Consider the following 14227-nt stretch of genomic DNA (forward strand, 5'->3'; position numbering starts at 1 on the left):
AAAAATAATTTAGGTTGAAAGAAACCTAAAAAGAATATAAGTTCAGTCTCATTTCTAATCTTTGAGTGGTACGTAAGGAGATAGGCTTCCTTGAGAAAGCATACCACGATAATATCCAATTTAATTGGAAAGCTGGATTACATCTCCTCTAAAAGCATGGTTAAATTCCTAGTTTATTCCTCCTCTATAATATTCTTCTTTTCATTGATTTTTCTTCCACCCGTCATTGGTGTTCTTGAGAACATTATTTATGTTAACGCTATTTTTCAGGACCCCGGTCTCCTCTCTAGAGCTAATGCGGCAATTCTACAATCTTTTACTATGGCGTTTACAGTTGCTCTATCAGATTTGGTGGCGGCTCTGCCTCTCGCATGGTTCATAGCGAGAAGCAAAACTAGAGCAGTGCACTTCATAGACACCTTGGTCGACGTTCCATTTCTAATACCTACGGCCGCTTTGGGCTACTCTGCTCTACTTTTCTGGAGCGATCGAGGGGGGATCTCCAGAATCCTTGGGGTAGAATCCCTTGTTCCACCCGGCTTTATTCTAGTATTCCTCCTACAATTCGCCTTCTCATATCCGGTTATAGTCAGGGTTATGGTTGGAGAGCTACTGAATTATGCGGAGGTATACGAGGTGGCTGCCAGAACTCTCGGCGCAAATCCTTTGACCGCCGTTAGGACGATAACGCTGCCGCTTCTTAAGCCGGGGGTAATAGCATCTTTCCTCCTAGCGTTCGCCAGATCGCTTTCAGAGACAGGTGCAACAGTTATGGTGGCCGGCTCATGGGAGAACGGCCCCGTATTCATATTTAGAACGCTGGACGCTGTCGATCTTCCACTTCATTTAAAGAATGGGGTTTTAGTCTACGTTAGCTCCACGCTAATGTTGACATCGGTAGTGCTCTTCTTCTTAATAAGCCTGCTGGCGCCTAAACTCAGGTTTCCAGTAAAATTTGTTTTTCCAAGCATCGAGAGAAGACTTAGCAGCTCTGAAGCCATTAAGCTTAGAAACATGGTGGCGATCCTGTTTTTCCTATTCGTCGTTATATCTCCATCGCTGTTTATAGCGCTGCCAGTAGTGAACGCTCTCTTCGATGGAACAATAAACGTAGCTCTCGCAGGCTTAGACCCATGGGATAAATTCTGGCGTAGCATGTCCATCTCCTACTCTATAAGTCTATCGGCAACCCTGCTGAATATCGTTTTTGGGCTACCAGCGGCGGTATTGATCGCTAGGAGGAAGCTTGGTAGAGCTACGCCGATATTTAAGGCCTTAGTAAGTGTGCCAATAATAGTTCCATCGATAACGCTTGGTTACTCTCTAAGCCTTTTCTGGAATAGATACGGTTTCCTACATGAGTATTGGGTTCTACTCTTCTCCCATATGGCTATAACTTACACCTATTTCGTTGAGTCTATGGCTGCAGCCATAGAAAGCATTCCTCTAGAAATAGAGGATGTGGCGAGCACCTTGGGGGCGAAGCCATTCATGATATTTCGCAGGATAACTCTTCCATTAACAAGGTACTCCGCTTTTTCAGGCGCAATTCTAGTTTTCACTAGGGCTTTAGGTGAGACTGGGGCAGCCAAAGCTGTTGCGAAAACGCAGGAGTGCTGGACTCTCCCAGTCTTACTGGTTGGCTGGATTAAGAGCGGAGCGATTACTGGTTCACAGAAAGCGCTGGGCGCAGGGCTATATATAGCCCTGTCCTTTGTAGCCCTCTTAGCCCTAAGGTTTCTGATGAGGAGGTCAAAGTAGTAAAATGCCATCAATAAAGCTCGTGAACGTTACTAAAAGCTACGGAAATATAGCTGCGATAAAAAATCTAAGTTTAACCGTAAACGATTGTGAATACGTGTGCGTATTGGGGCCGACTGGAAGCGGGAAAACAACGCTGCTTAAACTTATTGCGGGGGTTATTAAACCGGATAAAGGCGAAATATATATTGACGGTAAGCTCGTAAATGATGTTCCACCGCAGGAGCGCAATGTGGCATATGTCCCTCAGCATTACGCGTTATTTCCACATCTAAGCGTAATAGAAAACGTTGCCTTCGGACCCTTATCTAAAGGCCTTAGAAAGGAAGACGCCTATAATGTGTCGATGAGCATGCTTGAGATGACGAGGCTTTCATGGAGAGCGAATTCCTTCCCGCATGAGCTTAGCGGCGGCATGCAGCAGCGCCTAGCTCTTGCGAGGGGGTTGGCTTCAGGGGCTAAAATACTGCTTCTAGATGAGCCGCTAGGGGCTTTAGATGCTAGGCTGCGTGTTGAGCTCAGATATAAACTTAAAGATCTTGCTGAGAAAAATAAGCTAACAGTGATACATGTTACTCATGATCAGGAGGAGGCCATGTCTATAGCCGACAGAATAGTGGTCTTGAGGAATGGTGAGATAGTTCAGGAGGGGTCGCCTTCCCACATTTATGATGAGCCCGTAAATATTTTTGTGGCGCATTTTGTTGGGGGAGCGAACTTCTTTGAGGGGTTTATCGCCGAGATAGACGAGCATGGCTCTTGGGTTCAGCTAAGAAACGGTTTTCTTCTGCGGGTTAATGATGCTTCTAGGCATGTGGGTGAAAAGGTTGTTGTGATGGTGAGAGAAGAGAAAATTGAGGTTCTTAAGTCGGTGAGGAGAATTGAGGGAATAAATTTGTTGCCTGGGAGAATAGAAGAGATTAGGTTTCTTGGAGACTTCACTTCATACCATATCCTGCTAGATAATGGAGATAAAGTTGTTTCAAAGATGCCGACCCTTACAGGCATTGGGAGATTTAGGGTTGGGGAAAGAGTTTACGTTCGCTTAAAACCAGAAAATTTGAGGACTTATAGTTATCCTCCACATGGGCTTTACAAGGAGCTAGAGGTGATATAGTATTCCGCCTATTCGCCTTGTTAACGTAACAAAAAGATACGGGAACATAATTGCCTTAAAAAGTGCTAATCTCAAAGTTGAGGATAAAGAATACTTATGTATTCTCGGCCCCAGCGGGTGCGGCAAAACAACGCTGATAAAATGTATAGCCGGCATCATTGAACCCGATGAAGGCGAGATATACATAGGCGATAGGATCGTAAACGGGCTCCCCATGGAGGATAGAGGTGTTGGATATGTCTTCCAAGAGATCGCGCTCTTCCCACATATGAGCATATACGATAATGTTTCTTATGGCCCGTTTGTTAAAGGATGGAAGATCACCGCGGCCAAGGACCTGATTGAAGAGATGCTTAACATGATGAAGCTGCGGGATAGGGCTGGGGATTATCCAAGCGCGCTCAGCGGCGGTGCAAGGCAGAAAACGGCTGTAGCTAGGGCTTTAGTCTCCGGCTCGAAGCTACTGTTACTTGATGAGCCTCTCGGCTCGCTTGACGCTAAAGTAAGGGTGCTTCTAAGATACGAGTTAAGGAGGCTTGTTAAGGACCTAGAGCTAACAGCAATCCATGTTACTCATGATCAGGAGGAGGCCATGTCTATAGCCGACAGAATAGTGGTTATGAGGGCTGGCGAGATAGTTGAGGTTGGCACACCGCTAGAACTTTATATGCGCCCGAAAAAGATTTTCACCGCGAACTTTCTCGGGGAAGCGAACTTTTTTACGGGCGAAATATTGGAGAGAAATGAGCACGTGAAGATTAATGCTGAGGGAGCCATCCTCTATAGTTCAAATAGGGTTGATTTTGAGGGCAAAAAGGTTATCGCAGCCATAAGACCTGAGTTCATCATCATGAGAAAGGATGGATCTTCTAAGGGAGCATGGAGGGGCGTTATCGAGAGGAAGGCTTTCTTAGGTAGCCTAGTTCGCTTTGAGGTCCGCATGAATAATGGGATCTTAGTTGTCGTTAAAAAACCCTCCTTGGAAGCCCCTAAATTTAATGTTGGAGATAACGTGAGCATAATTATGCCCCATGAATTTCTGCTTTTATATCCGTATCCCGAAGAAGGTTTAGAGAAAGCGATCTCCATAGAGTAGGAAACCTCAGTATTTTCCAGTCCAACAGTATAGGCATAAATCTTCCTCTTTCAAGCCCCTATTGTTTGGGGCTTCGATAACCGCCTTAACGAGGTTTTCCACAGTTTGAAACTTTAGGGTTGTGAATCCAATCATCTCGCGGATTTTTTCAACCATAAACTTATATTCTTGGCTTGTTGGATCCAGATACCTGCTTAGATCACCCTTTATCTCGCCTATGGCCTTATAGGTTGCTAGATCCTCGATGCTTGTCGACACATCATATATGCAGGGGTAAAGCTGGGGTGGAGAGGCAATTCTACCGTGAACCTCCTTCGGATTATACGGCCATATTTTTTCCCTTAAAAGGTCTCTTAGCTGCGTGCCCCTTCTGATGGAATCATCCACCAATATTATTCTTTTATCCTCTATAAGCTGAGCGTTCGGGATCTGCTTGTATTTGGCTATGAGCTCTCTCTTCTCTCTTATCGGAGGAATATAGCTTCTGCCCCACCCCGGAGTGTATTTGACGAGCGGTCGCCTTAAAGGCGGTATAGCCTTAATCTCCTCAACCACAGTTTTCTGTAATTCATCAAAGCTTATTTTACCCTGCTTAAACTCCTCCATTTTAGCCCTCACCCTCTCTTCAGCCAGCTCTATTTTCCTCTTAACGTAGCCTATTGCGTGCGCAAACCCTGAGTCAGCTATGCCTAAAACTAGGTCAGCTTTCACATCGTCGTTTTCAGCCAAGAAACCTCCGCATCTCTCTCTAACTATCTCAGCGTTTATACCATAGTAGTCGGATGATGGGAAACCGAAGTATACGTGGAGAAATGGGCAGAACTTTTTCTTAAAGCCAATGTTTCCCCGAGTTTTAACCCCTGATTCGCCTATAGAGATTATTTCCCGGTATTCGAGAAACTTAAAGGTTTTGAAACCTAGGTTTGGGAAAGCGGATGTTTCTGAAGCTATCGCCCAGTCTTCGCCCCTGTTTCCTAGCGCTAAGGGAAAAGTGTCCCCTGAAGCGTAAATGCATCTTTCATCCTTTGAGAGGAGTAGAAGCGAGATCGCGCCATTAATCTTCTTGTACATAGTCTCTATGCCATCTATGATGTTTCTTCCCCTACTGATGATCTCGCCCACGAGCTCCGTTTGGTTCGGGATAGGGCCCTTAGGCGTGGTCCTTGTCTTCTTGAAGGATGCTCCCTCAGCGATCAATTCTTCATAAAGCTCTTTTGCGTTTCTAATGAAGCCAGCCGTACACAAGGCGAATGTGCCCATCTTCGACTCAAACTTTAATGGCTGCTCCTCCCCAACGCTGCTTATTACGCCTATGCCCATCACTCCCCTTATCTCGCCGTAATATTTCTGCATTACAGACTTAAACTGGCTGTTGCTGATATCGCATGAGATAACTCTTATGTCTTCATCTAAGTAGGCTAATCCGCCCACCTCTGTCCCCATATGGGAGTGGTAATCAATCCCGAAGAATAGATCTCTGGCGAGACCCTCCCTCGAAACTACGCCAAATAGGCCGCCTAACATACGCTTCACTGCTAGGAAGATGCATTATTCTATCTTAAAACCTTTTTTCATCAGGCTACCTTTCTCTTAAATAGGCTGCTTTTACAATAAAAGGGGTCCTTTTCTTAAAGTTCTTTTTTAAGATAAGAAAAGAAAAATTAAAATAATATAATTGTATTTTAGACAAGTTATTGTTGAAAAGGAGCATTTCCTAATGGAGCGTTGGTTTGAGAAACGGCGCAAAAATAAAGTTCTTGATATAGCGCATCGACAAATGACGTTGGCGCTTGACACTGTAAACGATTTGGAACGCGCTATTAAAGCCATTTTTTCAGGTGATAGGGAAAGCGCTAAAACAACCGTGGAGAGGCTTTTCCTAGTTGAGGAGGAGATAGATAACCTTAGGAGAGCTGTTTTCGAGGAACTGTCTAAGGGAAGCTTATCCTCTAGAGATAGGGAGGACATAATGCATCTTGTTAAGCGTTTAGACGTTATGGCCGACTTTGTTAAAGACTCTGCGCGTAGCATAATGATTCTTCTAGACCATGATATTCCGGAAGACATATGGAAAGCTTTCCTAGAAATGGCTACTGGAGTTGTTAGATGCGCCGCTACACTGAAAGAGAGTTTGAAAGCGCTCAGCGAAAACCCTTCCGAGGCTAGAAATCTATCAATGAAGGTGGAGGAGGAAGAGAATAAGGTGGATAAACAGTACCTAAGCATAAAGTCTCTGCTGCTTGGATACGGAAACAAGGTGAACCCAATGGCTCTAATAATTCTGAAGGACTTAGCTGAATATATGGAGAACGCTGCGGATAGCTGCGCTGATGTAGGAGACTATATAAGAGTTTTAACAGTTCCGGGATAGGCGCTATGAAAAAGCCTAAAACCTCAGGCTTCTGGCATGATAAAATCCTGTAAGATGCGTTACATTTAAAAGGGAGTCTAGAGAAGGTTTAGAGCGTATGAGTGAAGAGGTTGAGAAGGATATTAAGAGCGCGCCTAAGAAAATCACTATAGATGACCTATCAAATTTTAGGCTTCACGCGGCTTATCTCGCATATTCAGAAGCCTACGATAAATCCATTGATTTAGAGGTTAGAAAATATTTGAATCAAAACATGATCGATTTACAGCAAAATAAAATAGACTATCAAACTTTCTATGAAAACATAAACAGATATCGGCAGATCGATGGCTCTCAGCGTCAACGTAAATTAAGCATAAAAACGCAGAGCAAAAGCGAGTGGCGCAACCAGATGCGTAAGTTTGAAAGAGAAAAACGATATAGGCAGTGATAATAGCGTTAACTTAACCCTTAAAAATAAAGTGGGTGTCTTCACCTAAAATTTATTACTTAGTGTTAGTATTTTTAGAAAAGGTTATGTTTGATGAGATTGGAAGATTTTATGGTTAACGTGCAGCAGGGAGGTCTTCAAGACAATACTAGCTGGATTTTTCAAGCTATATGGGTTCTCGCGTTTATAATTATTTGGATTTATGGTCAGCGAATACAGACAGCTCTCATGCTTAAAGAGGTTGAGGGCTCCCTTCATAAAATTAAGGCTATGAGGGATAGGGGGCGGCAGATCGCTATATCAGCGATAAGGGAGATCGGTAAACCCTCCGAGGATCCAACGCCTAGAGTTGATCGGCTGTTAGAGCACATAGATATTGAGCCTGTAAGTCTGGATCCAACCGGCATAATTAGAAGGCTTGAGCATATCATAAATGTTAGGGATTTCAGGCTAAAGGACGAGATAAAGCGCATGGCTCCGCAGGCCGATGACGTGCAATTAAACAATCTAACAAATGTTCTGGAAGCCGCGTTAGCTTTAAATCAGATCTACAAGATTGTTAGACACTATTATTTAATGGGGAAGAAGACTTTAAGCTTCTACATAATTCTTCAAATACAGATGCTTCTTCCGCTCATAATGAGGGAGTCTGAGGCGTTCGCAAATGCTCTTAAAGCGTTTACACTAGGTCAGCCAATAGGGGATGGAGCTGGAGCGCTCGTTGCGGCAAGGTTGATGTATGGCAAAGAAAAGAGGGTGATAGCTCAGGACACGGTTGTAAGCGAGGTGGATATAGAGGGAAGGAGAGCATATGTTATAAAGGCTAAAGGTCCGGGCGGAAACGTAGGTAGACCCGGCGAAGCGATAAGGCAAATCCTCGAAGAGAAGGAGGGGAAAATCGCGTTGATAATAGTTATTGATGCGGCGCAAAAGCTTGAGGGGGAGCGGTTGGGCGAAGTAGTGGAGGGCGTCGGCGTAGCTATTGGCGGCCCCGGCGTCGATAAATATAAGGTTGAGGAGGTTGCTGCAAAATATAATGTTCCGTTCAGCGCGATATTGATTAAAGAAAGCATAGAGGACGTTATTTCAACCATGAGTAAGGAGATAGTTGATGGTGTTGAGGAGGCTATTGAGAGAATTAAAAGGTTGATTCGTGAAAGCACGAGGGAAGGAGATACTGTTATTATTGCTGGAATAGGAAACACGATAGGTATATCTCAATAAAGATGATGGTGAAAGCGGCATGAAGAATGAAAGCGAGAGTAGGAGAGCGCCGGTGATTTTTACAGCCGTCATTTTAACTATGCTTGTAATGTCTCTGATAGCGCTCTTTCTAGCCGTAGAAACGTATCTGACCCGTAAAACCGTTGATGTGATAAACATAGTTTTAAGCATAGGCGCAATATTCCTTTCTATTTATCTCTTCATGCAGATGAGAAAGAAAGCGTCCTTTCAGGATTCCGGCAGAATAAGAGTTGTAACCGTCATTAAATGTGTAAGCTGTGATTATGGCAGTACAAGAGAATTTGAAAAAGGCGACTACGTTCTGAGGGAAGTCGGCTCATGCCCAAAGTGTAACGGAACACTTTTAATCCACTCAATTTTTAGAGAGCCTCAGGAGAATAAGAAGAAGGAGAAGTTTTATTAAGTCACCTTATGTGAGCACTACTGGCCCATCCCTGCTTACGTAGACTGTGTGTTCAGCTTGTGCGACTGGCTTTAAGCTTGCCTCAATGAAAACCGGATAAGCCATTATACATTTGGAAGACAATAAATCTGAAAGGGCCTGCCTATAGAAGTTACCTTGAGAGTAATATCTCCTTATCCATCTCTCGGCGAACGGCAGAGTCTTAAAGTTCTCCTCAATAAATTTAAGGATTTTTTGAAGGTGAGGGTTCTTTAAGTTTTTGCGTTTTACGAGCCTAAAAATATGTTTTTCAGATCCATCTTCAACTCTTCCAGCAGCGTCTCTAACTGTGACGAAGGGTTCAACAGCGTAAACTCTTCCTAAGCGCAGTTTATCCATTGATAGGTGGGAAACGTTAGGTATGGTTTTACCGGAATGAATTATGTATCGATCAACTTCATGTCCGGTTAGATTCGATATTGGTTTGAAGCCAAAGCGTTCAATGGTTGCCTGTATCTCGGAGCTAACTTTTGAGATAAGCATGCCTGGGCGCATAAGGTTTATGGCGTTCTTGAGGGCTTCTTCAGCGGCATATGTCATGTCTTCATAGTTTGGGTTAAAGCATACTGTTGTAGCTGTATCCGCAATGTAGCCATCTATATGAACCCCAATGTCAATTTTAACTAAAGCTCCCTCCGGTATCGTCCTTTTATCATCCGGGGGAGAAGTGTAATGTGCAGCCACCTCGTTTACCGATACGTTGCATGGGAAAGCTGGTTTACCACCCAGTCTTCTGATCTCTTCCTCAACCATCTCGCAGACTTCGAGGAGCAGCATACCCTCTCTAACAGTTCTTTTAATTTCTTCCCTGACTTTAGCGGCTATTTCGCCAGCACGAATATATTTTTCAAGTATGTCGCTGGGCAGCTCCCCTCCACCGCTGAGGAGATCCCGAACCATACGCCTACTCATCCCTTATACTTCAGATAAACTCTCACGCTAAAAACCCTTTTTCCAACATTGTTCCGCGGTAAAAAATTTAAATATTCTTTTAAAAAATAAAATAGGTAAGTTTCACGTCGCCTGTAAAGGTTGTTTATGGCGAGACGGTATGGACTATACTATTGTTCTTACAGCAGATAGGACGCTGATGAGCGAGTATGGTGGCGCAATCTTCCTAGGTTTCAGCGCATGCGTACCTAGGGGTTTGATTCCGGACAGCCTCTATTTTAGAATATTTTGTCCACCGGTTGAGGCTAATGAGGACGGGTCGGCTGTTGTGGCGCCGAACGGAACTAGGAAGATTGAAGCCGCCTTACTGGATTATGGTTTTAGGAGAGAAGACATTATTGTTGCGCATCCGGAGCATTTGGATAAAGTTATCGGGCCAAAAACAAAGGTTTTGGGAATAACTGAAAATGATCCTTTGGGAATTGGGCCGGCTACAACGACTTTCACAGAGATCTTTGGTGGAGAAGCCTACATGGCGGTAAAATTTCGAGAGATTTTGAATCATCCGGCTGTTAAGAAATATAGGCCTAAGATAATTGTTGGTGGAGCTGGCGCATGGCAACTAGAGGATGAAAATGTGCGGAGAGATCTTGGAATAGATACCGTTGTTATCGGTGAAGGTGAGAAGGTTGCCGGGCCATTATTTGAGAAAGCGATTAACGGCGAAGATCTGCCCGGAGTAGTTTATGGTGAGGTCGTTGAGGAAGATAAGATACCCGTTATTAGGGGCGCAACCATAGATGGCATAATTGAAGTGGCGAGGGGATGCGGGCGCGGATGCGATTTCTGTGCACCAACGCTCCAGCGTTTTCGGTGCCTGCCGATAGACCACATTCTCAAAGAGGTGGAGGTTAATCTAAGGGCTGGGAGGCAGCCTTTGCTCCACGCTGAGGATATTTTAAGGTATAAGGCAAAGGGCTTGGAGATCAATAAGCAGGCAGTAGCCGAGTTGTTCCGTGAAGTTAAGAATTATCCGGGCGTTAAAAGTGTCGGGATAAGCCACTTTGCTTTAGCATCGGTCGTAAGTGCGCCTGACCTGATCGAGGAGATATCGAATATTTTGAACCTCAACGGCAGGAACTGGTTGAGCGGTCAAACTGGGATCGAGACCGGGAGTCCTAGGATCATGGACATTCATATGAGGGGTAAATGTAAACCCTATTCGCCTAATGACTGGCCGGACATCGTTGTTAGAGCGTTTGAGATTTTAAATGAGAATAATTGGGTTCCATGCGCCACGCTCATTTTAGGTCTTCCGGGCGAGGAGGAGAAAGACGTTGAGCTAACCATATCGCTGGTCGCTAGGCTTAGGCCCTTTAAGAGCATAATTGTTCCGCTGTTCTTTGTGTCCATGGGTGGCTTAAAGGATAGAACTAAATCGTTTACAATAGACGATTTAACGCCTAAGCACGCGGAGTTAATCTTCAGGTGCTGGAAGCATAATTTCGAATGGATGAAAGCCATATTTAATGAGTGGAGTGAGAGAAGCATAAGAAGCAGGGTTATTAGGAAAGGCCTGAAAATAATTGTCTCCTACGGGATTAAGCAGGTTCTGAAATACATGGATATTTGTGAAAGGGACTATAATTACGATTTGAGGGCGATGATAAAAGATTTTAGGAGCGGCAGCCTAAAGGCGGAAGAACCTCTTCCAATTCGAATACTCAGACCGATCATTAAGTAATTAACTAGAAGTATAAGTGGCGAAATAGCCTCTCGCTTAATAATAAGTTTTTAACGTTAAATTATGATTTTGTAGCGAGGAGCGTACGTGAAATTGAGAAGGATTGGCGTTGTGACGGCTGGCGGCGATGCCCCCGGCATGAACGCCGCTATACGCGCAATTGTCCGCTCAGCAGTATACAGTGGCCTAGAGGTCGTGGGGATTGAGAGGGGTTACGCGGGGCTTCTGGAGGGCAGATACCGTTTCCTAGATAGGCGGTCGGTTAGCGGAATAATAAATCTGGGCGGAACAATACTTAGAACAATACGCTGCGAGGAGATCAAGACGGATGAGGGCATAGAGCGGGCCGCCGAATTCCTAAAGAGTATTGGGGTTGACGGCCTTGTTGTGATTGGTGGCGACGGGACTTTTAGGGGCGCGAGTAGGCTTTATAGGGCTAGCGGCATATCCATGATTGGTGTTCCGGCAACAATAGATAACGACGTAGCGGGAACCGATACAACGATAGGCTTCGACACGGCGATGAACACGGCGCTGGACGCAATAGATAGGATAAGGGATACGGCGACGTCCCACGAGAGAATATTTATAGTTGAGGTTATGGGTAGGCGGAGGGGTTTCCTAGCCCTAGAGGTTGGCTTAGCTGGTGGCGCGGAAATAATTCTCATACCTGAGATCAAAGTGGATCTGGAGAAAATATGCGGTAGAATAAAACGTGACAGAGAGGAGGGGAAAACCTCTGAGATAATTATTATGGCTGAGGGGGCTGGAGACAGCCGCCAAATAACAGATTACATTGCTAGGGAGACGGGGCAGAATGTGAGGTTGGCGGTTTTAGGCCATATCCAGAGGGGCGGTGCTCCAACCGCTAGGAGCCGAATATTGGCGTGCGAGTTTGGGCATAAAGCCGTTGAACTGCTGCTTACCGGGGAGCCTAAGAGGATGGTTGGCGTAAAAGGCGGCGAAATAATATCTGTCGACTTAGACTACTCGTGGATGGTTGAGAAAGAGATAGATCTAAGCCGATATAGGCTAGCGGAGATACTCTCCCTTTAAGACGGCGAGCATCATTGTTTTCCACTCTACGTTATTACGTTATAAAGTTAGTTAACCCAGCCTCTTTAGCCAGCTCTATCGCCCGCTCCATCTCTTTAACCGTTAATCTCCTACGTAGTTCAGGTACTTCATATGCCCTCCACTCAGGCCTGTACTGAAACATGACGTTAGTCCTCGTACTTCTGCCTAGGTTATCCGCAATCCACTTTAAAATGTGCTTGGTGCAGCATTCCAAATGGTTTGGTAGAACAAGAACCCTAATTATGAGCTCGCCGTATTTGCCGCCGTAAAGATGGTTTCTTGTGCAGACATCCCAGTAGTTAGGCGCGTCTGAGATCCTCTTAGCGCATTCAAAGGGCCCGTACTTGAAGTCGAGCAGATAGACGTCGACGAAGCCGGCGAGCAACCTCGCGGTCTCCTCGCTATAATAGGAGTTTGAGTTCCAGACAACAGGGATATTAACGTTCACGTGCTTAAATGTTTCAAGCCACTGCTCAAGCCAAGGAGTAGGCTCACCGCCAACCAGATTGGCATTTCTGCAGCCGCTCCTACGCAACCCCTCAACAGCCGAAGCTAAACGCCTAGGAGAATAAACCTCCCCGCTCTCGAACCACTGGGATATGGTCCAGTTCTGGCAGTGTAGGCATCTTATTGTGCATCCCATTGTGAATATCGTTCCGGATGGTACGAGCTCCGGCTCCTCGCCTATATGCTCAAAGATGGAGGAGACCCTTATCTCTGTTCCACATCTGCAGTAGCCTAATTCGCCCTTTAACCGGTTTACGCCGCATTTTCTATTGCAGAGGTGGCAGCGCTCAAGAATCTTTTTTGCGATGGTTATCTTTAGGTCTAGATAGGATTTTTCCGGGGTGTCCATATCCTCTAGGCTTCTTCTCCCAGAATCCATCTCGTCTTGAACTCTGTAGAATTCCTCGGTCAGCTTCTCATGCCTAGCCCATAAATCTTTAAGCGGCTCGTCTGCCTCGAATTCCGCTGGAAGCCTCTTGGCTATCATGAATTTTGCCGGCTTCTCATCGCCCATAACAGCGAAGTATCTTGCTAGGCTGGATCTAGCCTTCTCATCGCTTAAGACTTCTATGGCGTCTCTCCTAAAGATGCGCCACATGGCTCTCCAAGAAAGAATTTCTGGCGGGAGACTATTAAGGGTAACGCGGCAGATTCAGCCGATTAACATGTTTATATCGTTGAGAGGAAAGAATTATTCCTGGTGAATAATTTTTGGGAGGCTTACATGTTGGCTAAGTTATCCGGCAAGGTTGTTTGGGCATTTTCAATAGTTTTGGCAGTCTCCATCCTAGTATATGTGTGGTATATTGCTGTCCCTACTCCGCCAAAGGAGCCGAAGACGACGGCTGACATGCCGGTGCTGCTCGACGAAAAGGTTCTCCTGCCATTACCGCGTAAGATTAGCGAATTAACGGTTGAGGAGGCTATCCTCCTAAGGAGAAGCATTAGAGAGTATACTGATGAACCGGTTGACTTAAACAGCTTAGCTATGATACTGTGGGCCGCATACGGCGTAACCGAGCCTAAATGGGGTTTAAGGGCGGCTCCCAGCGCTGGAGCCACATACCCCCTAGAAATCTATGTTGTGGTAGGTGTGAGAGGCGTGAGGTCTGTGGAGGGTTTTCTCGGGGAAGGGGTTTACAAATATGAGCCGCGCAGCCACACTCTACTGTTGGTTAAGAGAGGCGACTATCGAGAGAAGCTTATGGAGGCAGCTCTGGGCCAAAGCTGGGTTAGGGAAGTCCCATTAAGTATTGTTATTTGCGCTGTTTTCGAGAGGACAACAAGTATTTATGGAAAGAGGGGCGGAGTTAGATATGTTCCAATGGAGGCTGGACACGCTGGACAAAACATTTATCTTATGGTCACAGCCCTAAAGTACGGCGCCGTGGTTGTCGGAGCCTTTCAAGACGACCTTGTGGCCAAAACTATCGACGCTAAACCAGAAGAGAAACCATTGTATATAGTTCCCATAGGGGTTCCGAGAAGCCCGCCTAAAACATCCTTCGAGGACGTATGGGAATATATTACAAGTAGGAGATGAAAG

The 14227-nt window shown here is 45.3% G+C and carries 13 protein-coding genes; 10 read left to right on the top strand and 3 right to left on the bottom strand.

Features of this window, described 5'->3' with window-relative positions:
• Window positions 1-90: 90 nt before the first annotated feature.
• From QXR61_01215 to QXR61_01225, 3 genes are read left to right on the top strand one after another with little or no spacing between them, the layout of a single operon-like run.
• Window positions 91-1761 (top strand): ABC transporter permease subunit, encoded by a 1671-nt coding sequence (locus tag QXR61_01215; protein ID MEM3756573.1) that lies wholly within the window; start codon window positions 91-93, stop codon window positions 1759-1761.
• Between the two features lie 4 nt (window positions 1762-1765).
• Window positions 1766-2878 (top strand): ABC transporter ATP-binding protein, encoded by a 1113-nt coding sequence (locus QXR61_01220; protein MEM3756574.1) that lies wholly within the window; start codon window positions 1766-1768, stop codon window positions 2876-2878.
• A 49-nt stretch (window positions 2879-2927) separates the two neighbouring features.
• Window positions 2928-3974 (top strand): ABC transporter ATP-binding protein, encoded by a 1047-nt coding sequence (locus tag QXR61_01225; GenBank protein MEM3756575.1) that lies wholly within the window; start codon window positions 2928-2930, stop codon window positions 3972-3974.
• A 6-nt stretch (window positions 3975-3980) separates the two neighbouring features.
• On the opposite strand, the gene QXR61_01230 is transcribed toward QXR61_01225, so the two are convergent.
• Complete coding sequence (locus QXR61_01230) at window positions 3981-5498, bottom strand: amidophosphoribosyltransferase (GenBank protein ID MEM3756576.1); 1518 nt, start codon at window positions 5496-5498, stop codon at window positions 3981-3983.
• Window positions 5499-5691: 193 nt separating this feature from the next.
• On the opposite strand from QXR61_01230, the gene QXR61_01235 reads away from it, so the two are divergent.
• The 4 genes from QXR61_01235 (at window position 5692) to QXR61_01250 (ending at window position 8423) form a co-directional block, all read left to right on the top strand.
• Window positions 5692-6345 (top strand): DUF47 family protein, encoded by a 654-nt coding sequence (locus QXR61_01235; GenBank protein ID MEM3756577.1) that lies wholly within the window; start codon window positions 5692-5694, stop codon window positions 6343-6345.
• A 97-nt stretch (window positions 6346-6442) separates the two neighbouring features.
• Window positions 6443-6775 (top strand): hypothetical protein, encoded by a 333-nt coding sequence (locus QXR61_01240; protein MEM3756578.1) that lies wholly within the window; start codon window positions 6443-6445, stop codon window positions 6773-6775.
• 93 nt (window positions 6776-6868) lie between these two features.
• Window positions 6869-7999, top strand: a complete 1131-nt coding sequence (locus QXR61_01245) for a DUF1512 domain-containing protein (GenBank protein ID MEM3756579.1) — start codon at window positions 6869-6871, stop codon at window positions 7997-7999.
• 19 nt (window positions 8000-8018) lie between these two features.
• Complete coding sequence (locus tag QXR61_01250; GenBank protein ID MEM3756580.1) at window positions 8019-8423, top strand: hypothetical protein; 405 nt, start codon at window positions 8019-8021, stop codon at window positions 8421-8423.
• Window positions 8424-8429: 6 nt separating this feature from the next.
• Here QXR61_01250 and map read toward each other — a convergent pair whose 3' ends face one another.
• Window positions 8430-9374 carry a type II methionyl aminopeptidase gene (gene map, locus QXR61_01255; protein ID MEM3756581.1) on the bottom strand — a complete coding sequence of 315 codons (945 nt, stop codon included), beginning with the start codon at window positions 9372-9374 and terminating at the stop codon, window positions 8430-8432.
• A 139-nt stretch (window positions 9375-9513) separates the two neighbouring features.
• Between map and QXR61_01260 the strand changes: the two genes are divergently transcribed.
• Both QXR61_01260 and pfkA read left to right on the top strand, forming a co-directional pair.
• Window positions 9514-11097 carry a radical SAM protein gene (locus QXR61_01260; protein ID MEM3756582.1) on the top strand — a complete coding sequence of 528 codons (1584 nt, stop codon included), beginning with the start codon at window positions 9514-9516 and terminating at the stop codon, window positions 11095-11097.
• Between the two features lie 93 nt (window positions 11098-11190).
• Window positions 11191-12153, top strand: coding sequence for a 6-phosphofructokinase (pfkA, locus tag QXR61_01265; protein MEM3756583.1), 963 nt, complete (start codon window positions 11191-11193; stop codon window positions 12151-12153).
• A gap of 34 nt (window positions 12154-12187) precedes the next feature.
• On the opposite strand, the gene QXR61_01270 is transcribed toward pfkA, so the two are convergent.
• Window positions 12188-13279, bottom strand: a complete 1092-nt coding sequence (locus QXR61_01270; protein ID MEM3756584.1) for a radical SAM protein — start codon at window positions 13277-13279, stop codon at window positions 12188-12190.
• A gap of 126 nt (window positions 13280-13405) precedes the next feature.
• On the opposite strand from QXR61_01270, the gene QXR61_01275 reads away from it, so the two are divergent.
• Window positions 13406-14224: a SagB/ThcOx family dehydrogenase gene (locus tag QXR61_01275; GenBank protein MEM3756585.1), complete on the top strand. Its 819-nt coding sequence runs from the start codon at window positions 13406-13408 to the stop codon at window positions 14222-14224.
• Window positions 14225-14227 lie beyond the last annotated feature (3 nt).

This window comes from Candidatus Bathyarchaeia archaeon, from assembly GCA_038882715.1.
Classification (GTDB): Archaea; Thermoproteota; Bathyarchaeia; order Bathyarchaeales; family DTEX01; genus DTEX01.